Below are 25115 nucleotides of genomic sequence, written 5' to 3'. Positions count from 1 at the left end.
TGACGAGGACGATCACGGCAGTCCTCCACTGCGTAGGCGAGGTGAAGAAGTCATCTGCTGCCGTGAGTTCCGGGACCCGTAGGCCGCGTTACCCGCATTCGGCATGACCGCCGGATCCCGTGGACGGGAGAGGACCGATGAGCGGACGGCTGACAGGCAGGAAGGCCCTGGTCACCGGTGGCGCACGAGGGATCGGCGCGGCTGTGGCGCGCAGGCTCGCCGCTGACGGGGCAGACGTCGCGATCAACTACCGCAGCAGCGGCGACGCGGCCGAAGCGCTCGCCGCCGATATCGCCGCCGACGGCCGCCGCGTGGTCGCGCTCAAGGCGGACGTCAGCGATCCGGACCAGATCCGGCGGCTGGCCGACGAGGCCGCCGAAGCTCTTGGCGGCCTCGACATCCTGGTCAGCAACGCCGGAATTGAGTACTTCGGCAAGCTGGACGACGTCACCCCCGCCGACTTCGACCGTGTCTTCGCCATCAACACACGAGCCCAGTTCTTCGCCGTACAGAACGCCGCACGGCATATGGGCGAAGGAGGGAGGATCGTACTGACGTCATCGCAGAGTGCCCACAAGGCGGTTTTCTACCACGCCCTTTATGCGTCGAGTAAGGCCGCAGTCGAATGCATCGCGCTCAACCTCAGCCCCGAACTGGGTCGGCGCGGCATTACCATCAACGCCATCGCGCCCGGGGGGACCGTCACCGACATGTCCGCTCACGCGGCTTCCCACTACGTCCATCCCGACGTCGACACTGATTTCCATACCCTCATCCGCACCGCCAGCTCACTCGGTCGGATGGCCGAGCCCTCCGAAATCGCCGCGGTCGTCTCGTTCCTGGTGTCGGACGATGCCTCGTTCATCACCGGCCGGACCGTGCAGGCCGACGGCGGCTGGTTCTGACCCAGGAGGCGCAGCGTCGCGCGATGGAGTGACGGGCGGTCGAGGACTTCACAGTGTCCTGCTGTGGGCTTTCGGTCGTCACAGCGTTCGAGAGGACGAGGGTGCCGACGAAGCGGATGCCCTCTTCCAGGATTGAGGTCGAGGTATGACGTATGTCGCCCAGGACCGCCCGCGGATCGGCTGGGTCGGTGCCGGCCGCATGGGCTTCCAACTCGCCGCCCGGCTGCTGGACGCGGGGCACGACGTAGCCGTCTACAACAGAACCCGGTCCAAGGCCGAACCGCTGGCGGAACGAGGAGCGACGCTCGTCGACCGGCCGGCCGATCTGGCCGACCGGGATGTCGTCTTCACCATCGTCGCCGCCTCACCCGACCTGGAGGCGGTCACCACGGGCCCCGGCGGCGTGCTGACCTCGCCGGATGCCGCTCCGGGGGTGCTGATCGACAACTCGACGGTGTCAACCCGGATGTCCGCGCTGATCCGTAGCGAATCCGCCAAGCGTGGGACCGACTTCCTGGCCGCCCCGGTGAGTGGGAACCCGAAGGTGATCGCCGCAGGGAAGCTGACGGTCGCGGTCTCCGGCTCGCGCGAGGTGTTCGGCCGGGTCGAGCCGTTGCTGGCTCAGCTCGGGCGCGGGGTGACCTACGTCGGCGAGGGCGAGGTCGCCCGTCTCGTCAAGATCGCGCACAACGTCTTCCTCGGTGTCGTCACCCAGTCGCTCGCCGAGATCACGGTCCTCGCAGAAAAGGGCGGTGTCAGCCGTGCCGCCTTCCTGGAATTTCTCAACGACTCCGTGCTGGGCTCGGACTACACCCGCTACAAGTCGCCCGCGCTGGTGAACCTGGACTTCACACCGACGTTCACCATGCCGCTGCTGCGCAAGGACCTCGACCTGGGTTTGTCCGCGGCCCGCGATCTGGAGGTACCCATGCCACTCGCCGCGGCCACCGCTCAGCTCGTCGCGGGCGCCATCGGCGCGGGGCACGTCGAGGAGGACTTCGCCACCTTGATCCTCGAACAGGCCAGGAACTCCGGCATCACGCTGACCCCCCAGAACGTGCCCGTGGACGACGGTCTCTCACCGCGGACATGACCTGCCGCCCGGCACCACCGGTGGGATCCGGATGCCGGGCGTTCCGGGGGCGACGTCGGTGAGCCTGGTGGGCAGGGCCAGGAAGGCTTCGCGGTCACCGGAGTCGACGGATGCCAAAGCGGACGACCGGGTGGGTGAGTACGACGGTGGTCATGGCGGCGTCCCGGTCGTTCCCGTCGAGCCACTCGGTGATGCCCAGGATTTCGGTGATCCGCTCAAGGGCTCAAGGGCTCGCTTCGGCTTGCTCACGACTACATGCCGTCCAGGGTGAGGTGCAAGGTTGCGCCGGCCGAGCCATGGTCGTCAGGCGGTGTCGTCGGGCCCGGCTCCCTGGTAACCGCGTACAGGCGGCGGGGCAGGCCGGTCAGCCGGAACCTTCCGTCGCGGTCGGTGGTGGTGCGTGCCACGACCCTGCCCGTCGCGTCGACGGCGCGTACGCCCGCCCCGGGCAGTGGGCGGTCCGGGCTCGCCGCGCGGACCACGCCGGCGATCTGCCCGTTCGTCCGAGGGGCGGGGCCCGCGGCGACGGTTCGGCCGTTGCCGCCGGTCATCATCGAGTAAGTGGCCGGGCGGTAGCCATGTGCAGTGACGATCAGCGCGTACGCCTCGAGGGCGGAGTCCCTGGTGGGGTGAGGCCGGTCTTCGCGCAGTCCGGGTGGACTGGCCCGAGCGGCGTCGGGGCCGACCGTCGGTGGGGCGGAGTGTGCGGCGCCCGGGGCGAGTCCGTGGGTTCCGACGGGGACGGCCGCTCCGTCCGGTGACACGGAGCCGTGGTGTGCCGCCTCCGGGCCCCGTTGCGCCGGGCAGGAATAGTCCGTGGTGCCGACGGTAGTCGGCTTGTCGGTGTGCACGTATTTGCCACCGCGCAGCCAGGAGGCGACAGCGGCTACGAGGCAGGCGGCGATGGCGAACATGAACGCGGCGTCCAGGCCTCTCGCGAACGGCTCGGAGATCAGGGCGGGGAAGAAGCCACGGCCGGTCAGATAGGCCGCGTGGCTCGCCGGCAGCTGATCCAGCACATTCGGGCCGAGCAGCGTCTGGACCGGGTTGTAGCCCAGCAGTGAGGCGAACACCACCGAGACCGGTGGCAGGGCCGACAGCCGGTCCGCGTCGGCGGCGGGGACGCCTTGGGCGACGAGGCCGCTGGACAGGGCGTGCGGCAGTGTGCCGGCCAGGCCGAGGACTATCAGGCTGAAGAACACACCGATGGACAGCACCAGCGCGGAGTTCTGGAAGGTGGTGCTCATGCCGCCGCCGACCCCGCGCTGGTCCGCGGGCAGGCTGTTCATGATCCCGGCCCGGTTCGGGGAGGCGAACAGTCCCATCCCGATCCCGTTGAGCAGGAGGATCGCGGCGAACGTCCCGTAATGGAAGTCGACGGGCAGCAGCGCCAGCAGCACGAAGCTGGCTGCCGCGACGAGCATGCCGCCGGTGGCGAACGGCCGCGCCCCGTAGCGGTCGGAGAGCCAGCCGGAGATCGGCCCGGCCACCAGGAACCCGACGGTGAGCGGCAGCATGTAGATGCCCGCCCATAGCGGGGTCTCGGTGAATCCGTAGCCGTGCCGGGGCAGCCAGATCCCCTGCAGCCAGATGATCAGGATGAACATCAGCCCGCCACGGCCCATCCCGGACAGCAGGCTCGCGAGGTTCCCGGCGGTGAACGCACGGATGCGGAACAAACTCATCCGGAACATCGGCTCGGCGACCCTGGTCTCCACGATGCCGAAGATCACCAGCATGACCACGCCGCCGATCAGGGCGGACAGCACCCACGGGTTGGTCCAGCCCATGGTGTGCCCGTGGTAGGGCTGGATGCCGTAGGTGATGCCGGCCAGCACCGAGACCAGCCCGACTGCGAAGGTCAGATTGCCCCACCAGTCCAGCCGGGCGGGCCGCCGGATGCCGGTGTCGTGCAGTTTCCGATACGACCAGAAGGTGCCGAACACCCCGATCGGCACCGACAGCAGGAACACCATGCGCCACTCCACCGGGGCGAGCAGTCCTCCGAGCACCAGCCCCATGAACGAGCCGGCGATGCCCGCCACCTGGTTCAGTCCCAACGCGAGGCCGCGTCTGTCGGCCGGGAACGCATCGGTGATGATCGCATTGGAGTTGGCCATCAGCATCGCGCCCCCGACACCCTGACCCACGCGCATCAGGATCAGCCACAGTGCGCCCGCTGTGCCATGCATCCAGGTCACCGACAACAGCACCGAGAACACGGTGAAAACCGCGAATCCCGCGTTGTACATGCGAACCCGGCCGTACATGTCGCCCATCCGGCCGAAGCTGACCACGAGTACTGCTGTGACCACCAAATACCCCGTGATCAACCACAGCAGCAGACTCGTGTTCCCCGGCTGGAGTGGATCGATCCCGATTCCACGGAAGATGTCCGGCAGCGCGATGAGCATGATCGACGCGTTGATCGTGGCTATCAGAACACCCAGCGTGGTGTTGGACAGCACGACCCACTCATAGTGCGGGCCGGCGGTATCAGCGGCGTCTCTGGCCCGCCCCCGCGCCGCACGCGATCCGGCGGACCTCGCAGTCATGGGCACGTCCTCGGACGAGGAGATAAGTATCGGATCCCTCTTCCCAAACTAACTCTCCTCCGACTTCGCAGATCTTGCTGCCGGTGGTGGACATGCGGACGTAGGTGTACAACCGAGCGTGTTCAGGCGGCTGCGGTGCATGCCCGGGCGGCGGTACCCGGCTCCCTCAGTGCCCCTGCCGCCGACCGCCGGGGGCCGCCCGGGTGACCTGCCCGGCTCCACGCCAGGAGAAGCACCGGTGCCCTACGTTCCGCTCCTATCGTGAAAAGTCGTACCAGCGAAGGCGTCGAGGCGGGCAAGACGTGACGGAACCACAGATCGACTACGCCGCAGTGTTCCGGGCTCTTCCCGGGGCGGTGGCCCTGCTGACCCCGCAGCTGCTCTACGTGGACGCCAACGAGGGGTTCTTGGGCATGCGGGACCGCACTCGCGAGCAAGTGATCGGTCATTACCTGACTGCCGACGTCCGCGACCCGAACGACCCCGCCGGGCCCCTCGTGGACAACCTTCAGACGTCACTGCGCCGGGTGGCGGAATCCGGTGAGCGCGACACCGGACTGCAGCGCGTCGACATGGCGGACCCCAACCGGCCGGGGGTACGGGACGAGCGGTACTTCAGCCTGACCAACGCGCCCGTCTTCGGCCCGGACGGGCGGGTGGTGCTGCTGTTGCACCGGGTGGAGGAGGTCACTGAGCTCATCCGCGCCCGTGAAGTCGCGCTGAGCCTGCAGGAGGCGATGCTGCCGGCTCCCCGACCGGTCGGGCACCACGGGGCGGCGGTACGCTACCGGCCCGCTGTCGGCGCGCTGAATGTGTGTGGCGACTGGTACGACCTGGTCGACCTGTCCGGCGACCGTGTCGCGGTCGCCGTCGGCGATGTGGTCGGCAAGGGCCTGTCCGCGGCCGGTGTCATGGGACAACTGCGCAGCGCGCTCAGCGCCGCGTTTCGCGCCGTCGACGGCCCTGCCCAGGCCCTGGAAGTCCTCGGGCTGTACGCCCGCTCCCTCGACGGCGCTGAGAACACCACCGTGGCCAGCACCTTCATCGACTGGGACACCCACACCATCACCTACAGCAGCGCCGGCCACCCGCCACCGGCCCTCGTGCACATCGACGGAACCGTCGAGTTCCTCGACCGCGCCACCGACCCCCCACTCGGCGCCCGACCCGAACATGTCCCTCGGCCTCAGGCCACCGAGCGCTTCACCGAGGGCGCCGTCCTCGTGCTGTACACCGACGGCCTGATCGAACGCCGGCGGGAAGACATCGACACCGGCCTCGCGCGACTCTCCGACTCCCTGGCCCGCCACCATGCAGTCGACCTCGAAGACCTCGCCGACGCCCTGCTGGCCGACCTCCTCCCGCCCGGCGGCGCCACCGACGACACCGCCCTGGTCATCGTGGGCCTGTGACCCGGCTCGCCACGTCCGCGGCAGTGCGCCCGGTCGGACAACACCGACGCCTCAGCACGAGACCGCCGACCGGAGCGCCAACTGACTCTCGCTTCAGGACGCGCCGCCGAAGTCGACATTCTTGGTCTCGACCGTCCCGGCAGTCCGCCCCGGCGCCGCCTGGTAGGTCCAGTACAGGTTCGTGTGCGCGATGACCTGGTCCGGCGGCGGTGCTCCCCACGCCGTCTGGTTCTCCGTCGTGTGGGCGTCGCTGACGAGGGTGACGTCGTAACCCCTGACGAATGCGCCGTGGAGCGTCGAGCGAATGCACGCATCGGTCTGCGCGCCGACGACGACGAGGCGCCCGGCTCCGAGGCCCGACAGGACGGTCTCGAGGTTGGTGTCTTCGAAGGAGTCACCGTAGTTCTTCTCGACGAGCGGCTCTGCGTCGCCCGGAGTCAGCTCGGGGACGATCCGCCAGTCGTCGCTCCCTCTCACGAGCTGCTCGTCGGAGTGCTGGACCCAGACAACGGACGTCCCTCCCCGCCGTGCCCTCTCGATGAGCTGGCCGACGTTGGCGACGACCGCGTCGCGCTCGTGAGCCCCCTCGACGACGCCGTTCTGCACGTCGATGACGAGAAGTGCGGTGTTCGGTCGATTCTCGAGTGTGGTCATGATCTCCCCTTACTCACGCTGGGTTCCTCTGTCCACGAACGGTAGACCCACCCACTGACATCGGGCCGGAACGATCCTCGCACCCAGGCCCAGCTGTTCCTTCGGTCGCCGTGAGAACCAAGCGGTTGCCGTTGAGGACCTGGCGGTCAAGGGACTCGTCCGTACGCGCCTGGCCAAGTCCGTCCACGACGCCGGATGGTCGGCGTTCGTGGCCCATGCTGGAGTACAAGGCCGCCCGGTACGGGCGCACCTTCGTACGCATCGGCCGGTTCGAGCCGACCTCTCAGGTCTGCTCGCAGTGCGGCGTCAAGGACGGCCCCAAGCCCCTGCACATCCGCGTCTGGGAGTGCGGGGCACGCGGGGCCGTCCTGGACCGGGACATCAACGCGGCGGTCAACGTCGCCAAGGCCGCCGTACTGGCGGTGTCAGCCTGTGGAGCGCAGGTAAGACCGGTACTCGTACCGGCGCAGCGCGGTGAAGCAGGAACCCGCCGAGACGGTCGGACGACCGTGGTAGGAATCCCCGCCTTTTAGGCGGGGAGCGGAAGTCACGTCACACTGGTGGTCCCGTCACCGAAAGAACGAGCGAGGCGACCGATGGCTCTGCGGTTCAGCGCCACCAACCCCGAACACCCCGCGTTCCTCCTCGAGCTGCCGTGGCACCTGCCACTCGAAGAATGGCCGGAGAAGCACCTGGTGACGCTGCCGCGCGGCATCTCCCGCCACGTCGTGCGCTATGCACGAGCGGGGTCCGACGTGGTGGCCGTCAAGGAGCTCGCCGAACGGCCGGCGGTACGCGAGTACGAGCTGTTGCGCACCCTGGCCCGGCTCGGCATACCCGCGGTGGACCCACTCGCGGTGGTTACCGGGCGCACCGGCACCGACGGGGCACCGCTGGAGCCGGTGTTGATCACTCGTCATCTCAACGGGTCCCTGCCCTACCGCTCGATGTTCGAGACGACGATGCGTCCGAGTACGGTGCACCGGCTCATGGACGCACTCGCCGTACTGCTGGTCCGGCTGCACCTTGCGGGGTTCGCCTGGGGCGACTGCTCTCTGTCCAACACACTCTTCCGGAGGGACGCCGGCGCCTATGCCGCCTACCTCGTAGACGCGGAGACCGGCGAGGTGCACAACCAACTCAGCACAGGGCAGCGGGAATACGACATCGATCTGGCCCGGGTCAACATCAGCGGGGAGATGCTGGACCTGGAGGCCTCGGGTGCGCTCCACCCCTCGGTGGATCCGATCGCTTTCGGCGCCGAGATCTGCCGGCGGTACGAGAAGCTGTGGAGTGAACTGACTCGTACTTCGGTCTATCCGGCCGGCAAGTATCACTACATCGAACGCCGCATGCGCCGGCTCAACGACCTCGGCTTCGACGTCGCCGAGATGCAGATCGCCAACTCCCCGAACGGCGACACGATCACGTTCGTCCCGAAGGTTGTCGACGCAGGCCATCATCAACGTCAGCTGCTGCGGCTCACCGGGCTCGACGCCGAGGAGAACCAGGCCCGACGACTCCTCAACGACCTTGAGAGCTGGATGGCGACACAGGAGGACTACGCGCCCGGCGACCCGCTCGGCGCCCGTGCGGAGGTGCTTGCCCACCGTTGGGTCCGCGAGGTGTTCAGGCCCACGGTACGTGCCGTCCCGCAGGAACTCCGGAGCACCATGGACCCGGCCGAGCTCTATCACGAGCTGTTGGAACACCGGTGGTACATGTCCGAGCGCGCACAGCTGGACATCGGTCTGGAGGCAGCCGTGGCGGACTACATCACCAGTGTTCTTCCTCGTGCCGGGACCGAAGTGCCGTCGGCGAGCGATTCCCCGTGATCCGCGCGACCCGGTAGACCGGGCGGAAGGTACACGTTTCGCCCTCGCCGCCGACATCGGCCGCATTCCCTCGATGGTGGGAGAAGCTGTGCGGTGTGAAAGGTGAGCGGTTGCGATTCGACGGCTGGATCGCCGGCGTGGGGACGACCTCCGGAACTCGGCTGGTGGTGGGGCACTGGACCCGTTCACCCTTCGGGCCGTTCAGCGATGTGATGATCCAACACCCAAACGGCGAGCGGTTGCTGCTGGCGCCGTCCGCTGCCGTCGCTGACTTCGTCGCCACCACCTACCGCTTCGAGTGCGTCGAGGTCGTTCCCGTCACGGTCCGGCGGGGCGGATCCGAGTGGAGCGTTCAGGCCGGCCCGCTGAGTCTGCACTTGAGTACCGGCTCCCGGACCCCGCTGGGGTGGCTGCTGCGCGCCGTGCCCACCCCGCTGGTCAGGAGCCGGCGCTGGGCGGCACTGTGCAACATCCCTGCGCGGCTGATGCCTGGCGTGCGCACCCTGGGCACTGCCGTCCCGGGGCGTCGGGAGTGGTACGGAGCCCATGACCTGTGGCCCATTCTCGCTGCGGACGCCGCGCTCGGCGGAGCCGGACTCGGGGCGCTGGCACCGCTCGATCCACCCGTGGAATTCGGGTTCGGTTCCGCACCCCGCCGCCCGGCTCTCGTACGCGTCACGACAACGGTGGAGCTGGCAGCGGCACCGCCGTGATCGGTCTTCGGCCGTGGGGCGGCTCACGCGGGTGAGGTTCGGCGACTGCCGGCACATGCCCCGCCCGCAGTTGCCGTCGTGACGACGCACTCGTCGTCACGACGGAATGGACAAGGACGCTTCCCGCCGGCGGGGTCCCGCGTGGCTCAACTACGGATGCGCTCGCCCCGATCACGTGCGCCGGTCGGCACACGTCCGTCGGGCCGGGGCATCGGGTGCGATTGCATGCGCCGAGGGTCGATCAGAAGCCGAAGACCGATCCCTCGGTCAGGCTCGCCTGCATCTCGCAGGCGTTGCCGAAGGTGGCCGACCAGGAGACGCTCCGGCCCTGCCACACACCGTTCGCGTTGATGACGACGGGATCCCACTCACGCGTGCAGCTTCGCTGAGGCGGCGTGGTCAGCTGGGTGAACTCCCCGTCGACCGCGAGCAGCTCCGCACACGCCGCAGTGGGCGAGGGGTGAGTGCCGCTCGGGCGCGGGGCGCAGCTGAGGGTGACGGCCCGCTGGACGGTGACAGCGGCGCCTTCGCTCTTGCCGACCGACAGCACGAGGGCTGACGGGGCGTAGAGGCTGGTCGACTGCACGGGCTGGGCCTGCGCGACACCCACGGAGCCCATGCCCGTCATGATCAGTGCAGATGCCGTAGCGATTATGCTGAATTTGCCAATGTTGTAGCGCACTTGTGAATCTCCTTCGCTTGGGGGTGCGATTGCGTTCGGGAGTCTCGTGCATGCAGACAGTGAGTGCACATCGATCAGCTCTTTCCGGCCCGGCTCGCCGACGGCGCATCAACCGAATGGTCGTTCGGCCAGCTCGGAAGCGGTGCGCGGGACCCGTGCGAGGTGTCCAGCATGTGGACGAAATCCGGTGGTACAACCGCGAACTACAGTCTGACCTGCTGCTTTTCTGAGGTGGTTCTTACGCGAAACTTCACGCTTCGGCCGGAAAGCAGCGCATGAGACAGCGCCGCGGCGCTCCGCACGGGGGGCCGAGAGGGGGTGTAGCGGTGAGTCGCCCCCTGGGACGGGCTGTCAGGTCCGTCGGCCGAGCAGAAACAGCTGAGGCTCGGGCACCCCGCCGGGGTACGACGGGGTGAACAGGGTGTTCTCCTCCCACAGGAGTGAGAATCCCGCTTCGATCACCAACTCGGTGAACGCTGCAGCAGCGAAGCTGGTCACCTGTACGTCCTGGCCCATGAACTCGACGTCGACGCCCTCCACGTCCAGCGGTACGGTCGCCATCATCAGCAGGCCGCCGCGGGTCACCACCCGCCCGAGCCGCCGGACGAGCTCGGACTGGTCGTTGCGTGACATCTGCAAAAGGGAGAAGTAGACACACGCGGCGTCGAAACTGCTGTTCTCCAGGGTGACATGGCGGATGTCGGCACACTCGAACGAGGCGTCGGGCACCTGTCGTCGCGCGAGTTCCACCATGACGGGCGAGACGTCGACACCCAGCACCTCGTGGCCGGCCTCGGCCAGGATCTGCGCGGTCGGCCGTCCTGTCCCGCTGCCGACGTCCAATACCCGGCTGTGCGGCGCGAGTAGTTCCAGCAGGCGCTGCAGCGAGGCATGGTGGGCTGCCGACTCGGCAAAAGCCCGCTCGTACTCCGTTCCCAGCGCGTCGAAAGCCGCTGCGGCCGGGAGACGCTTACGATCATGCATCGCGACTGAATCCTTCCGTGCCGACCGGCTCTGCGGAATCGTTGCATTGTTCACAGTGGTCTTCAACGCCTTCCCGCGGAAGCCTTCCTGCGCTACGCATGCCTCGCGGGACCGGCCGTATCCGCGTCGTGGTCAGCGACCTCACGAACCCACACAGGCCCGTCCGCGGTGATGAACGCGCCCATCGCGAGGCAGTGCCTTCCGGCCCGGTGACACCACCCCTCGGATCATGGCTGACAAAGGGGGAAAGCCATGCCGGGCCCGAAGGCGGGGAGCCCCGTCGCGGAGCCGACGAAGACGAGTGCCGGTGAAGTCCTGACGTGCTCTGCGAGACTCCGGTCACCCCATCGGACGCGTTTCGCACCCGACCGGACGCGCCACGGTGACAAGCTGCACCGGTGCTCGTTGGAGGGAAAGTTCGAGCCAGTGGCGCAAGCCGAATGCGCGCAGGCGGCTTCCGAGGAACGACCGGAGAACGTCATGACCACAGCACATGCCCCCCATCCCGACCACACGCATCAGCACGGTAAGGGTTGCGGCCACGTCGCCATCCCGCACGAGGACCACGTGGATTACGTGCACGACGGTCACCTCCATCGCGTTCACGACGGCCATGTGGACGAGTGTGAGCCGGGCGGGCACACCGCTCACGGCGACCACGCGCACCAGCATGGCGACGGGTGCGGGCATGTCGCGGTGCCGCACGGAGACCATGTGGACTACGTGCACGACGGTCACCGGCACGGCGGCCATAACGGGCACTGGGACGACCACTGACACGTTGTGCGCAAGACGGGTGTCCCCTGACGTCTCGGGGGGACACCCGTCGCTTGCGTGCGTACCGTCCGGTGCGGGGCGCCCGGATGTTCGTACGGTGAGTCGTGTCCGTCAGGGTTCCGCGGGAACCAGCCTTACCGGGGCGGTGCCCGGGGTGTTGTGCCTGTCCGCCCAGGTGGTCAGGGCGGTGAGGCAGGCATGGTCCAGATGCCGCAGGCCCGACAGGTCGAGCTCGATCGGGCGGTCCTTCGGCAGCGCCTCCAGGGCGTCGAGTATCGCCGGCAGCCGGAGGAACGTCGCATTGCCCGTCAGCCGCGCGCGGATCACGCCGACTCCTCCGTCGGCGACATCGACCTGAAGGTGAGAGGTGTCCCACGCCGACTTCGCCACGGAGAGCGCAACACCGATCAGTACGCCTTCGAACATGTTCGCCACGACGATCATCCCAGCCGTGGCGACCACGATCACTGCCTCACCCCGGTGCGCCCGCCACAACGCAATCAGCTCCTTGACAGGGACGAGCTTCGCGCCGGAGTAGACGAGGATGCCCGCGAGGCAGGACAGCGGAATCACACCGAGTGCCGACGGCAGCAGCGCGGCGAACAACAACAGCCATACTCCGTGCAGCACTCTGGACGCCTTGCTCCGTGCGCCCGCCTGGACATTGGCCGCGCTGCGGACGATCACCGCGGTCAGGGGCAGCGACCCGAGCGCACCGCATACCGCGTTGCCGGCGCCCTGGGCGATGAGTTCCTTGTCGTAGTTCGTGCGTGGTCCCGCGTGAAGGCGGTCCACCGCCGCCGCGCTGAACAGGCTTTCGGCCGATGCGATCAGGGCGAACGCGAGCACCGTTCCGAGGACGCCGAGTTGAGTCAACAGTCCGAATGCGTCCGCGCTCGGTGGCTGGATGGCGTCCAGCAGCCCCTGTACCTCGACCGTCGCGACAGGCGTGTCGCAGATCGCGGCGATACCGGAGGCGACAGCGACGGCGACCAACGGAGCGGGCACGAGCCGCATCGATGGAGGGAGGTGCTTCCACCCGACCAGGACAGCGATCGTCCCGAGGCCCAGCCCGAGGGCCACCATCGACTGGGCGGAACCGAACACGTCGGCCAGCAGACCTGGCATACCGGCGATCTTGGAAGGCCCGGTATCCGGCGCCTCGCGGTCGGCCATGACGTACAACTGGCCCGCAATGAGCAGGAGTCCGATGCCGGCGAGCATGCCCTGGACGACGGCCACAGAGATGGCCCGGAACCAGCGGCCCAGCCGGAGTACGCCCATGAGGAGCTGAAGCAGGCCGGCGGCGAGGACGAGGACACCGAGGCCGGCGAGGCCGTGAGTCGTCACGGCTTCGTAGACCAGCACCGTCAGGCCGGCCGCCGGGCCGCTGACCTGGAGACTGCTCCCCGGCAGCAGTCCGGTCACCAGCCCTCCGACGATTCCCGTGACCAGACCCAGCTCAGCGGGAACGCCGGAGGCGACAGCCACCCCCACGCACAGCGGGAGCGCCACCAGGAACACCACCAGAGATGCGGCGAAGTCGTCTCTTCCCCTGGCCCCGAACGCACCCTCCTTGCCGCGCCGGAGGGCCTTCCCCTGCCGTCGGCCACCGCGAGGGCCGTGGACGATGCCCTTCACAGTGCGCGGACGGTGCCAGCGGCCCGCCGGTGGGCGAGCACGGAGCCGACGTCGATCACCTCGCATCTGTGAGGGACGGGGCCTGGGGCGGCAACGCTTCGGTGGCAGCTGCGGGCACGGTTGTTGAATGACTGCATGTCAGCTTGTCTCTCCTGCACGGGCATGCGAAATATGGATGACGGTCGGGTCCACGGGGGTTGCGCTCGAGCTGACTGACCTGGCGTCAGTGGAGCAATGCCTGGAGCCGACGCTGCAGGTCGGACAGCAGGCCGACCCGAGGCGGAGCGGACGCGGGATTCGGCTGCGGCTTTGTCGGGCTCGGGGCACAGGAACTCTGTTGTCGTTCCGAGGCCGTCAGTGAATGTGAACTGTCCGGCGACAACGGCGCCGCGGAGCGCGGGGCGGGCTGGCGAGCCGCTTCGGCACGCACCAGTGCGCTCACGGCCGCGAAGACATCTGCGGGCATGACGGGTTCTCCTGCGGGGTCACGTGACGTAGATGTTGACGACGGCGGGCCGCACCTCGAGTGCCGCTCGTGGCAGAGCGCGATGTGTACGAGAGATGTGCGGCCGGAGCCGGTCAGCAGCGCAGCACGAGACCTGTTGGAGAAGCGGCCGAGCCGGCTCCGCCTACAGGCGCCGGCGCGCACGCACGGCGCCCAGTTGCTGTGGGCTCTGTGCCGAAGGTGGGATCGGTCGCCACCGCGGTAGCTGCGGACGGGGTGTGGCGCGGCTTGCCGATCGAGGTTGTGCCGGACCGCCACCTGTGGTCGTCGCTGCGGCCGCTGGGAGCCGATGGGCAGGACAGCTCCGAGGATGCCGGGTCGATGACGGCGGCGCCGACCGTCGGACCTGCGTGAAGGGTACGGCTGCTGTGATCGAGGCCGAGCTTGGAGAAGGGCACCGGGGCGGGGGTGAACACTGCGTGCACCAACGTCATCAACGCGATCAGCAGGACTGTAGACGCGGCACGGCGTACCGCCCGCTGTCGTGCACCGCCGCTGATGGGCGCCATGTCGAGTCCTCCCGTGCTGCCTGATACCAGGGAACATCGACGAGGAGGCTGTGGCAGTCCGACCCCTCCGCACGAGTGACAGGTTCACCCGCGTCACCCATACATCGAACGTGAGTTCGATATAAGTTCCGCCGGGGTGTCAGTCCGGTGCGGACGGCAGGGTTCCCGTTGCGGAGACTGTGCTCACCACGAATGCCGGCGTCCGCGTCCGTCCGACGGTTTCGCCACGGTAGTCACCTGCAGTTGAGCGAAGAGGCTCCATGTGGGGCCAGGGTGCGTCGATGATCGCGCCCTTGCGCAGGGGGCTGAATTCCCGGTGCGACGCTCAGAGCGCAGGCGGTGGGGGAGTCGGCGAGTGCGATTGAGAGGGGATGGCTCGCGCTGTCCGGCCCGGGATGGCGCCGGGTGTGCCGCTGTCGAGTGCTTGCCGGGTGAACCGGATGGCGTACGGCAGGGCGGCCCGGGTGACTGCGTCCGCGCCGGCGGCGTGGGCTGCGGCTCCGATGAAGGGCTCCGCGCATGTGACCGCGCGCCGGAGGGCGGCGGGAGTGCACAGCCGGCTCGTGTACCGCAGGGCTGGGCGGAGCAGGCCGGTGGCGGGAAGGTCGGGGAGGGCGAGGGTCAGGGTCCGGTCTTCGGTGCCGGAGCGCGGCCAGGTCAGTTCGATGCGCATGAACGGCCTCCACTGGAGGTAGGGGGCTGACGCCTGCGGAACACATCGGGCTGCCACTGAGCACGTCGAACGGCCCGGTGATCAGGCGGAGTGCAGGGTGAGGCGGGTCAGTCGACGAACGCGGAGGCCGCGGTCCGGCGGTGACGGTGCCGGTGCCGGTAGGCGAACCTTCGGGAAGTCGGCTCTGGGCCGGGATGGGCGCTCATGCCCTCAACTCCTCGCGGCCAGGACACACGTGGGTGTCGGTCAGCGATCCGCGGCGACCCGCTGGCGGGACCGGGCGGCTGGTCTTCTCGGACTGGTCGCAGCCGGGAGGGCCCTTGGCGTTGAGGCGTCCACCGCCTGTTACCTCACTTGGCGGTAAGTAGATATGTCCAGGCTTGCCGGAGTTGCGTGATCTTGTCAAGGTTGCTGAAAGGTGAGAGACGTCACGGCCGCGGGCCGTCCGTCTCACCTGCCCGACGGAGAGAGAGCGACCATGACTGACAGTTCCCATGTGTCTGGCTCAGGCGACACGAAGGTGATGCATCCCGTCCAGGAGGCACTGGCGCACCCCGTGCGGAGGGTGATGACAGCGGTGGACAGGGTACCCGGCGCGGATCGGGTCAAGGGGATCGTCGACGGTGTTCTGGACTCCGTCGGGATTGTCTCGCCGCATGCTCGACGTGTCGCGGCGTACACCGGTGCCGGGCTGCTCGGTGTAGCCGGTGTGGTCGAGTGGCCGGTGGCCGTGACGGGCGCCGCGGTGGTGTGGCTCACGCAGCCGCGTCCGACGGATGCCGCAGGGGCCGGGACGGAAGGTCCGCAGGCGAAGCAGGCCGCCCGGTCGGCCAAGGCGCAGACCACCACGAGGGCGGCGAAGACCCGCCCGGCCAAAAAGGCATCGGCCACCACGGGAAAGGCCAAGACCCGCCCGGCCAAGGCATCGACCGCGTCGGGAACGGCGAAGACCCGCCCGGCCAAGGCATCGACCGCCTCCGGGACGGCGAAGGCCCGCTCGTCCAAGCGCGCCGCCACGAGCGCCTCCGGCACCTCGCGCGCCAAGGCTGGTGGGCGGAAGAAGCCCTGAGGCCGCCTCCCATCCGTTGCTACGACCGTTCCGTGCCCGGCGCCTGTCACGGACCGTTCCGCTCCTGGCCCCGTGCGGCTAGCCCGCGAAGGTGAGACATGCTGCTCCGCTTCCTGACCGGGCTGCCCGCCGTGGCCCTCCAGACCGCCCTGGCCGTGCCGGCCGTGGCCACACGCCGGATCGCCACACCGACCGCCGATGCGGCGCGGATGGCCGCTGAGCTCGTGAACGCCGGTGCGCGCGGCGCGGCGGACGGGGCGGCGGCGGTGTCGGCGACCGCGCTGCGGGTCGGCAGGGTCGCCCGCAACGCGATCACTCCTCAGGTCGGTTACTGGCGCGCCGGATCACGGATGCACCTCGCACTGCAGCCCCATCCGGACGCGCCCGTTCGGACCGTGGAACGACTGGAGGCCACCGCCAGAAAGGTGGCCCTCGAGCTGGCCGAGCACCCGGACGTGCTGATCGCCTACTGGGACGGCGGCCTGGGGCGGCTGGTCGTGCAGACCACCGAGGACGCGGTCGGCGAGCAGGTGGCGGACGAGGTGTCCGAACTGGCCGCCGAACACGGGCTTGTGCACGTCTGCGATCAGACGCTGGAGCACGTGCACCCGGGCGCCGCCGGGGGCGTGCGCGCCAACGCTGTCGCCCTGGCGTGCGACGCGGCGGGCATCGGCGTAGCACTAGTGGGCCGGGCGGCCTTTCTGAAGCGCGCGCCGGAGGCCATGGTGGCCGCGGTCGTCGTGATGCGAGAGGACTCGCGGGTACGCGCGGTGCTGAGCCGTGCGCTGGGCCCGGACGCATCCGATCTGGTACTGGCCGCGGCCCATGCGGTCGTCTGCGGGATCGGGCAGTCGCCGAGTCCGCTGCTGCTCGACGCGGCACTGCGGAGTGCCCAGTTGGTGGAATCCCTGGCCCAGCTCGCGACGTTCGACGCCGTGCACGACACGCTGTGCGCCCCGGACCGGCTGACTGTGGCCGACGGCGACGTCCTGCGTCCGCCGCTGCGTCCCAGCCCGGGCGAGCAATATGCCGCTGCCGCGGTCAACGGGATGCTGGGCGGCGCCGCCACCAAGCTCCTCTTCACCCGCAGCATGGACGAGGCCGCCGAGACCGTACTGGCCGGTTCGCCCAAGGCCGCACGCTACGGCCCGGCGGCCTTCACCGCGGCTCTCGGCAGCGCCCTGGCACGCGAGGACGTACTGGTCCGCGACCCCGAGCGGCTGCGCCAACTGGAGCTCGTGGACACCGTGGTCCTGCACCCCGCAGCACTGCGCAGCACTCGGCGCACCGTGCTCGAGGTCCACCCCAGCACGACCGGCTGGGATCACCACCGGTTGTGGCAGGAAGCCACCGCAACCCTCAGCGCGCCCGAGGACGCGACAATGCCGTCCGAGGAGCCGGGCATCGGCCTTCGCCCGGTGCCCGATGGGACGGCACCGGATGCGGGACTGATGATCGCGTCGGTACGGGGCAAGGACGTCGGCACCGTTCTGGTCGGCTGGGAGGTCGACCCCATGGCCGAAGCCGCGCTGAACGCAGCGCGCCGAGCCGGTCTGCATGTCGTCGTGGTGGACGACTGCTCGCTCGGCGAGTTCGGTACCATGGCCGACCAACTCGCTTCTGCCGAGATCCCGTTGGCCGAGGTGGTGGCTGCCCTGCAGAACGAGGGCCGAACGGTTCTCACGGTGGCGCGCGTCCCGCACGACCGGGCAGCAGCTGAACGGGAGTTGACTGCCGCCGCTCACGACGTACTCGACGGACTGCTCCGCAGTGACATCGCCGTCGCGGTCACCGACGAGCGCAGCGCTGTCGTCTGGGGCGCCGACCTTCTTCCCCTGCGCGGACTGGAGGGCGTATGGCGGCTGCTGTCAGCCGTCCCCGCAGCGCGGGCGGTCAGCCGGCGCGCGAAGTTCTGCGCCGAGGCGGGCGCCACGCTCTCCGAGCTCCTGGTACTCACCCAGGGGGCTCGGTCGCAGCGGGTTCCCTTCCCCCTCGAAGTGCGGCTCAGCCCCGTCAATATCGCCACTGCCGCGGCCCTGCTCATGGGCTGGTGCGCCGCACTCGGTGTCGCCGCCGGAACGACCCCCCACCCGACGCCGAGGGTGCCCTGGCACGCCCTGCAGCCCGAGCAGGTCATGGCCCGGCTGGCGAAGGCGTCATGCACTGCGCCCACCGCCCTGACCGTGGCATGGACCCGGGTCGGCCACGTCGCGGGCGCCGCCGCCACGCACCCGGCCCTCGCGCCTGCACGGGTGAGCGCACGTCTGGCCGGCGCCGTGTGGGCCGAACTGGACGACCCGTTCACCCCCGTTCTGGTGGTCGGTGCCACCGCGCAGGCACTGCTGGGCTCCGCGGTGGACGCGTTCCTGGTCATCACCGCCGTGGCGGTGAACGCCTTGGTGGGCGGGGTACAGCGATTGCGCGCGGAGCGGGCGCTGTCCGCACTGGTGACCGGGCAGCGGCAGAACGCCCGGCGACTCGCTCACCCGTCAGCAGAAGAAGCATCCGTCGTCGAGGCCGCGCAACTGGCGCCCGGCGAGGTGATCGAGCTGCGCACCAACGATGTGGTGCCGGCCGACGCGCGGCTGCTGGAGGTCAGTGGCTTCGAGGTGGACGAGTCGTCCCTGACGGGCGAGTCACTGCCCACCCGTAAACAAGTGGCCGCCGTACCACAGGCGCCGGTCGCCGACCGCAGTTGCATGGTCTTCGAAGGGACCACGGTGGTGGCCGGCCACGCCCGGGCAGTGGTGGTGGCAACGGGCGACCAGACCGAAGCCGGCCGCGCGGCGTCCCTCGCCGCCCGGGTCCCCACGTCGGCGGGGGTTCAGGCACGACTGCACCGGCTGACCCGCCGGGTGCTGCCCCTCACCCTCGCCGGTGGCGCCGCGGTGGTCGGCCTGTCCCTGTTGCGCGGCCGTCCGGTGCGCACAGCCCTCCGCGGTGGACTGGCAGTCGCAGTGGCCGCCGTGCCCGAGGGCATGCCTCTGGTGGCGACCGTCGCGCAGATGGCCGCGGCACGGCGGCTGAGCAAGCTCGGCGTCCTGGTACGCACACCACGCAGCCTGGAGGCACTCGGACGCGTCGACACCATGTGCTTCGACAAGACCGGGACCCTCACCGAGAACCGGCTGCGGGTCGTCCGCCTGATCAGCGGCACAGGCGCCGACCAGCCGGCCGACGCCGTCGAGACGAAACGGATTCTCCGCATTGCCGCCCGGGCCTGCCCCCGCGTCGCCGAGCAGCCGGGCGCCCACGCCCATGCCACGGACGAGGCGGTCCTGGCAGCAGCCCCGCCCGAGACAGGGTGGACGATCGTACAGGCCCAGCCCTTCGAGGCGAGTCGGGGATACGCCGCCGCCACCGGAAGAGACGCGGACGGCTCGAACATGCTGGTCGTCAAGGGCGCGCCGGAAGTCGTGCTGCCCTGCTGCCCGGATACGGATCCGGGAGCCGTCGAAGAGGCACACTCCCTCGCCGGCCAGGGCCTGCGGCTCCTGGCCGTCGCGCAGCGCCGTCTCGCGACGGACGACGAGGCGAGGGAAGCGCTCGACAAGCCCCTTGAGCTGCTTGAGCTCATCGGGTTCGTGGCACTGGCCGACACCCCCCGCCCCAGCTCCGCTCCGCTCGTGGCCGGTCTCGGAGAGGTCGGTGTGCGCCCCGTCATGCTCACCGGCGACCACCCGCAGACCGCCCGCTCCGTGGCCATCGCCCTGGGCTGGCCGGAGGATGTCACGGTCGTCACCGGTAATGAGTTGGCTTCATTGGACAGGGTGGGACGGGCCCGCCTGCTCAGGGACTGCGGCGTCGTTGCCCGCGTCGCACCCGAGCAGAAGCTCCAGGTCGTCGAGGCACTCCGGGAAGCGGGTTGTGTCGTGGGCATGGTCGGGGACGGCGCCAACGACGCCGCCGCGATCCGCGCCGCCGATGTCGGGGTCGGTATCGCCGCGCGCGGATCGGCTGCCGCACGCAACGCCGCAGACCTCGTGATCACGAACGACGAACTGTCGGTCCTCATCGACGCCATCGGCGAAGGCCGAGCCCTTTGGCGCAGCGTGGCCGACGCGATCAGCATCCTGCTCGGCGGGAACGCCGGCGAGGTCGGCTTCTCCGTACTGGGCACATTGCTGTCCGGCACGTCGCCGCTGTCGACACGTCAGCTGCTGCTGGTCAACCTGCTCACCGACATGTTCCCGGCGATGGCGGTCGCGGTCACCCCCCACGACCCGGATCCCGCCGGTGAGCCCGCCGCAGCCGACACCGTACCCGTGGGCCTCGCCGTCCTCGGACAACCGCTGACACGCCAGATTCGCCATCGTGGCCTGATCACCGGTATCGGCGCGGCCACCGCATGGCTCATCGGCACCCTCACCCCCGGGTCGGCCCGGCGCACCAGCACCATGGCCCTGTGCGGTGTGGTCGGCGCCCAACTCACGCAGACCGTCGTCGGACGCCGCCACAGCCCGCTGGTCCTGGCCACGGTCCTCGGCACCGCCGCCGTACTCATCGCCCTCGTCCAGACACCCGTCGTCAGCCACTTCTTCGGGTGCACGCCACTGGGCCCACTGGCCTGGGCCGGAGTGGCCGTCGCCATCGGCACCGCCTCCCTCGGTCCTCACGTTCTGCCACAGGCGGAACAGATGCTGGGCGACCTCACCGCACGACTGCGTCCCGTGGTCCGGCTCGTCCACTGACGCCCTGCGCGCGGCGACACTGCGCCCGCAGGCCGCCTCGTGATGTCCACGTATCGGTGCTGCTCCGCACGTGTTCGTGAGCACTCACTGCATGGGCGGGGAGGCGATGTCAGACCCCGCTGACATGATCTGCGATCATGACGACCACTGAACGGCCGATGCCGCCCCTGAACGCCGACGAGCGTACGAATCTGGAGAGTTGGCTCGACTTCTACCGGACCACCTTGGCCATGAAGTGCGACGGCCTCACCGAGGAGCAGGTACGGACCGCCTCCGTGCCTCCTTCGCCGCTGACGCTGCTGGGGCTCGTCCAGCACATGGCCGAGGTCGAACGGAACTGGTTCCGCCGCGTGCTGACGGGCGAGGACGTACCGGCCATCCACAGTCCGCGGGCCGACCCGGCCGGCCGCGACGACGGATTCGGTCTCTCCGACAACATCTCTTTCGAGACGGCCCGGGCCACCTGGCAGGGAGAGATCGCCCGCGCCCGCGCCAACTGCGCCACTCGGGGGCTGGAGGACACCAGCCCGTTCATGGGCGGCGAGGTGAGCCTGCGGTGGATCTACACGCACATGACCGCCGAATACGCCCGGCACAACGGGCACGCCGACTTCATCCGCGAGCGGATCGACGGCGCCACCGGCGTCTGATCTCCGGAGCGGGACGACCGCTTGGCCCACTCCCCGATTGCAGCCTCACAGGCAGACCCGGTGCCGAACGGGAAACGGGCCGTCGCGGCAAGGACGGTGTCCTTGCCGCGACGGCCCGTTCCGATCATGTGTGTCAGGCGGTGGCCACCGCGAAGACGTGGATCACGCCGCCGTCCGTGGCGGACGGCAGGGTCACGCTCGCCAGTTGCTTACCCGCCTGGAGCGTGATCGGGGCGGTGGCGAAGATCTCGGTACCCACCGGGTCCTTACCGCCGCCCTGGACATCGCGGTACGTGGTGTGGACCGCGACCGTGTTGCCGAACGACGGATTCTGTGTGCCGCCGCCCAGCGTCCAGTCGCTGAAGCCGATCTCGGCCTGCTGCGTGGTGCCGTCGGTGTACGTCAGCGTCACCTGACCGCTGGCCGAGCCCTCGGCCGCACTGCCCAGCAGGCTGAGCTTCGTGTCCGCCGGCGCCGACGGGACGTTCAGCACCTGCGGGCCGGCTCCCACGACCTCGATGTTGTCCGGGTCGCCCGCGACCACCTTGGGCCAGTCGAAGTCGAAGCCGCCGGACGAGACCGTCCCGCCGGGCGTCACGCCCGCCGCGGCGAGTGCCTTGGCCGAGTAACTCCAGCCCTCACCGTCGAAGTTGGCCCGCGGATCGTCGTCGTCGGTGGAGATTCCGGTGCTGTTGCGGTTCCACAGCATGCTGTTCTTCTCGGCGACGGTCACCGCGGCCGACGTCTTCGGGAGCTCATTGCCGGCGGACGACCGCAGCGTGACCGGGACCGTGTAGTGGCCCTCGGCCGTGTCCGCCGCGGCCGATACGGTGAGCTTCGCGCTCGCCGAACCGCGTGCCGGGACCGTGAAGTCGCCCTCCGTGGGTGTGACCGTGACACCGGCCGGCGGCTTCGCCGTCCAGTGGACTTCGGTGGCCTTTGCCTCCAGTGTCTGTACCTTGACGGTCGTCTCCGCGCTTCCCGATCCGGGCTCGACCTTGAGCCTCTCCGGCGTGGCGCCGGTGAAGTACTTCACGCCGCCGCCGGGGAAGGACGGCGGGGCGTCTGCCGCCGCGCTTCCCCAGGAGGTGTCCGCGGTCGCCCCGAGGGCGTAGTCGAGTGTGCCGCCACGGGTGACGAGCGAGGCGGGAACCCACGGCTTGCCGGACGTCCTGCCATCGACCTTCAGGCCGTGGATGTACTTGTTCTCCGACGATGCGGCAGGCGCGTTGATCGTGATCGTCTTCCCGTGTCCGGTGTGCACCACCGCGTGCGGGAACAGCGGAGCGGAGAGGATCAGATCGGCGCGGCTCGGGTTCTGCGGGTACATGCCGAGCGCCGAGAAGACGTACCAGGACGACATGGTTCCCGCGTCGTCGTTACCGGGGATGCCGCCCGGGGTGTCGGTCCACAGCTGATCCATCTCCGCGCGGACAGTCTCCTGCGTCTTGTACGGAGCCCCCAAGTAGTCATACAGGTAAGGGGCGTTTATGTCCGGCTCGTTGGTAGCGTCGTAACGCGTGGCGTCCTGCGCCGAGAAGTCGAACTTCCCGTCCGGTGTCCGGAAGAAGGCATCGAGTCGCTTCAGTGCCTGGTCGTTGCCGCCCATGGCACTGGCGAGGCCCGCCACGTCCGAGTACACCATCCAGGTGTACCGGGCGCTGGACCCCTCGACGAATCCGCTGCCGGTGCCCGGCGTGAAGGTGCCCGCCCAGGTGCCGTCGGCCTTGCGGTCGCGGATGTAGCCGCCCTGCGGAGTGGCGTTGGCATCGAAGACGTTCGTCCAGTTCCCCGAGCGGTCCAGGAACTTCTTCGCGTCGGCGGTCTTCCCGGTCTGCCGGGACAGCTCGGACAGGCCGTAGTCGGCCGCCGCGTCCTCCAGAGTCTCGGCCGCGCCTCCCCAGCAGTGGCAGTTGTCAGCCGGTACGTACCCGAGCTCCAGATACTTGTCGAGTGCGGGCCGCTGGCCCACGCACTCGACGTTGCAGCCCGAACTGTCCGAGTCGTTCGCCGTCGGCACGGTCGCTGCCTCGACCAGCGACTTCAGGGCGCCCTGGACGTCGAAGTCATGGCCGCCGAAGGCGTAGATGCCGGCGAGGGCCGCGTCCGAGGGGTCTCCCGACATCACGCTCGTCTTGCCGTTCTCCAGCAGCCAGCGGTCCCACTCGCCGCCGCGCTGACTCGCGTAGTTGTAGAGGGACTGCGCATAGTCGCTGCCCGCCCTCGGGTTGAGCAGCGTCATCAGCTGCACCTGCGCACGGTACTGGTCCCATCCGGAGAAGGTGCCGTACTGCGCCTTCTGCCCCTTGGCGAGCCGGTGCGGCTTGCGGTCGGCGCCTAGATAGCGGCCGTCCACGTCGCTGGTCAGGGTGGGTTCCAGCATGGAGTGGTAGAGCGCGGTGTAGAAGGTGGAGCGCTGGGCGTCGGTGCCGCCACCCACCTCGACCGACTTCAGCGTGCTGTTCCAGACCTTGGCGGCCTGCGTCCTGACGGAGTCGAAGCTCTTGTGGGGCCCGTTCTCCGCGCGGAGGTTGGCCTCGGCGTTCTGTGGGCTGACATAGGAGATGGCTACCTTGGCCTGGACCTTGGTGGTTCCGTCGGCGAAGGTGATGTATGCGCCGGAGCCCTTGCCCTCCACGGCCTGCCCGGACGAGCTGTACCCCGTACCGCCGGAGGCCGAGGTGGAGTTGGGCTCGACCGTACCGTCCGTCCAGGTGCCGACCTTCGCGAACCCCTTGTCGAAGTGGGCGGTGAAGTACAGCGTGTAGAGGTCCTTGCGGTTGTTCGCACTCTGCGGACCGCAGAAGTTGCCCGCGGTGACGGAGCCCGTCACGGTCCGGTCGGCCGTGTTGATCTTCACGGCGGCGCCCGTGCTGCCAGTCTCCGAATTGGAGGTGCGGAAGAGCATGCTGGCGGGCTTGTCCGCCGGGAAGCCGAACTGTCCCGAGCCGGTCCGGGCGGTCGTGGTGAGCGCCGCGGAGGCGCCACTGGCCAGGCCGACCTTGTAGTAGCCGACCGAGGCGGTCTCGTCGGCGTGCGAGAAGGTGCTGGCGTACTTCGCGTCGGTGACGTCCGTGCTGGGCGAGGAGTCGACGTCACCCACGTACGGCATGATCGGGATGTCACCGTTCGCACCGGAGCATCCGACGCCGTTGAGATGGGTGAGGCTGAAGCCGCGTACCTTCGTCGCGTCGTACTGGTAGCCACCGGGAGCGGGTGTCGAGACCTGCTTGCCCTTCGAGTTCTGTGGGCTCCAGGCCAGCATGCCGAACGGCTGCACGGCACCCGGGTATGTGTTGCCCGCATTGGACGTGCCGATCAGCGGGTTGACGTACGACACCGGATCCTTGACGGTGCCGTGCGGGGAAGCCGCCGCGGCGGGGCCGACTGTGGCAGCCATACCCAGCGTGGCCATGGCGGTCACCGCGACGGAGCTGATAGCTCGGAGCCCGGTGTGCGTCCGACGGTTGTGCGTGTCTGACACCGTTCCTGCCCTTCATGTGTGACGGACGGTCAACGCGGTGGGAGCGGGCGCCGTGACCACTCCGGAACGGCGCCGCTCCGACAACGTTGTCAGCGACGTGAGGATGCTCCTCCTGCCGCTCCGGGGTGTCAAGGATTACCGAACTCCGGCCGTCCGGACCGGCCGGGCATGAGCCGTCGTCGCCGGAGCGTGTCTGTCCCCACATGTCATCGAGGAAGGCTGTGGGCGTCAATGAGACAAGCCTTCCAACGTTCGGGCCAGGCGGCGCGGGCCTTGGGGTGTT

Annotated in this window: 16 protein-coding genes and 1 pseudogene; 10 read left to right on the top strand and 7 right to left on the bottom strand. The window is 69.2% G+C overall.

All coding sequences use genetic code 11. The annotated features are described in order from the left end of the window. Window positions 1–137 precede the first annotated feature (137 nt). Together OHB49_RS04520 and OHB49_RS04515 are read left to right on the top strand one after the other, a co-directional pair. Window positions 138–905 carry an SDR family NAD(P)-dependent oxidoreductase gene (locus OHB49_RS04520; RefSeq protein WP_329158101.1) on the top strand — a complete coding sequence of 256 codons (768 nt, stop codon included), beginning with the start codon at window positions 138–140 and terminating at the stop codon, window positions 903–905. 145 nt (window positions 906–1050) lie between these two features. Next, window positions 1051–1998, top strand: a complete 948-nt coding sequence (locus tag OHB49_RS04515; protein WP_329158099.1) for an NAD(P)-dependent oxidoreductase — start codon at window positions 1051–1053, stop codon at window positions 1996–1998. Window positions 1999–2249: 251 nt separating this feature from the next. Here the strand turns inward: OHB49_RS04515 and OHB49_RS04510 are convergent, their stop codons facing one another. Beyond that, window positions 2250–4553: an MFS transporter gene (locus OHB49_RS04510; RefSeq protein WP_329158097.1), complete on the bottom strand. Its 2304-nt coding sequence runs from the start codon at window positions 4551–4553 to the stop codon at window positions 2250–2252. A 302-nt stretch (window positions 4554–4855) separates the two neighbouring features. Here OHB49_RS04510 and OHB49_RS04505 point away from each other — a divergent pair, with 302 nt between their 5' ends. Beyond that, complete coding sequence (locus OHB49_RS04505) at window positions 4856–5965, top strand: PP2C family protein-serine/threonine phosphatase (RefSeq protein ID WP_329158095.1); 1110 nt, start codon at window positions 4856–4858, stop codon at window positions 5963–5965. Between the two features lie 93 nt (window positions 5966–6058). Here OHB49_RS04505 and OHB49_RS04500 read toward each other — a convergent pair whose 3' ends face one another. Continuing rightward, window positions 6059–6619 (bottom strand): cysteine hydrolase family protein, encoded by a 561-nt coding sequence (locus OHB49_RS04500; RefSeq protein WP_329158092.1) that lies wholly within the window; start codon window positions 6617–6619, stop codon window positions 6059–6061. Between the two features lie 109 nt (window positions 6620–6728). Here OHB49_RS04500 and OHB49_RS04495 point away from each other — a divergent pair. The 3 genes and pseudogenes from OHB49_RS04495 to OHB49_RS04485 all read left to right on the top strand — a co-directional run. Continuing rightward, window positions 6729–7152: pseudogene (locus OHB49_RS04495) on the top strand (RNA-guided endonuclease TnpB family protein); the annotation flags it as partial. 63 nt (window positions 7153–7215) lie between these two features. Next, entirely contained in the window at window positions 7216–8454 is a 1239-nt protein-coding gene (locus tag OHB49_RS04490) for a DUF4032 domain-containing protein (RefSeq protein ID WP_329158089.1), read from the top strand. Between the two features lie 95 nt (window positions 8455–8549). Continuing rightward, complete coding sequence (locus OHB49_RS04485) at window positions 8550–9167, top strand: hypothetical protein (protein ID WP_329158088.1); 618 nt, start codon at window positions 8550–8552, stop codon at window positions 9165–9167. A 241-nt stretch (window positions 9168–9408) separates the two neighbouring features. On the opposite strand, the gene OHB49_RS04480 is transcribed toward OHB49_RS04485, so the two are convergent. Beyond that, complete coding sequence (locus OHB49_RS04480; protein WP_329158085.1) at window positions 9409–9849, bottom strand: subtilase-type protease inhibitor; 441 nt, start codon at window positions 9847–9849, stop codon at window positions 9409–9411. Between the two features lie 351 nt (window positions 9850–10200). Continuing rightward, window positions 10201–10833 carry a class I SAM-dependent methyltransferase gene (locus tag OHB49_RS04475; RefSeq protein WP_329158084.1) on the bottom strand — a complete coding sequence of 211 codons (633 nt, stop codon included), beginning with the start codon at window positions 10831–10833 and terminating at the stop codon, window positions 10201–10203. A gap of 480 nt (window positions 10834–11313) precedes the next feature. On the opposite strand from OHB49_RS04475, the gene OHB49_RS04470 reads away from it, so the two are divergent. Then, window positions 11314–11610, top strand: a complete 297-nt coding sequence (locus OHB49_RS04470; RefSeq protein ID WP_329158082.1) for a hypothetical protein — start codon at window positions 11314–11316, stop codon at window positions 11608–11610. A gap of 111 nt (window positions 11611–11721) precedes the next feature. Here the strand turns inward: OHB49_RS04470 and OHB49_RS04465 are convergent, their stop codons facing one another. Both OHB49_RS04465 and OHB49_RS04460 read right to left on the bottom strand, forming a co-directional pair. Beyond that, window positions 11722–13251, bottom strand: a complete 1530-nt coding sequence (locus tag OHB49_RS04465; RefSeq protein ID WP_329158080.1) for a SulP family inorganic anion transporter — start codon at window positions 13249–13251, stop codon at window positions 11722–11724. Between the two features lie 1339 nt (window positions 13252–14590). Continuing rightward, a complete protein-coding gene (locus OHB49_RS04460) occupies window positions 14591–14938 on the bottom strand; it encodes a hypothetical protein (protein WP_329158078.1) in 348 nt (115 codons plus the stop codon). Between the two features lie 478 nt (window positions 14939–15416). Here OHB49_RS04460 and OHB49_RS04455 point away from each other — a divergent pair, with 478 nt between their 5' ends. The 3 genes from OHB49_RS04455 (at window position 15417) to OHB49_RS04445 (ending at window position 21348) form a co-directional block, all read left to right on the top strand. Then, window positions 15417–16007 carry a hypothetical protein gene (locus OHB49_RS04455; protein WP_329158077.1) on the top strand — a complete coding sequence of 197 codons (591 nt, stop codon included), beginning with the start codon at window positions 15417–15419 and terminating at the stop codon, window positions 16005–16007. A gap of 98 nt (window positions 16008–16105) precedes the next feature. Beyond that, entirely contained in the window at window positions 16106–20698 is a 4593-nt protein-coding gene (locus tag OHB49_RS04450; RefSeq protein ID WP_329158076.1) for a cation-translocating P-type ATPase, read from the top strand. A 137-nt stretch (window positions 20699–20835) separates the two neighbouring features. Then, window positions 20836–21348, top strand: coding sequence for a DinB family protein (locus OHB49_RS04445; protein ID WP_329158074.1), 513 nt, complete (start codon window positions 20836–20838; stop codon window positions 21346–21348). Window positions 21349–21481: 133 nt separating this feature from the next. On the opposite strand, the gene OHB49_RS04440 is transcribed toward OHB49_RS04445, so the two are convergent. Next, the gene (locus OHB49_RS04440) at window positions 21482–24763 is read right to left on the bottom strand and encodes a GH92 family glycosyl hydrolase (protein WP_329158072.1); all 3282 of its coding nucleotides are present in this window, start codon (window positions 24761–24763) and stop codon (window positions 21482–21484) included. Window positions 24764–25115: the final 352 nt, after the last annotated feature.

It is taken from the genome of Streptomyces sp. NBC_01717, assembly GCF_036248255.1.
GTDB lineage: Bacteria > Actinomycetota > Actinomycetes > Streptomycetales > Streptomycetaceae > Streptomyces.
This window is presented reverse-complemented; position numbering and strand designations above follow the sequence as displayed.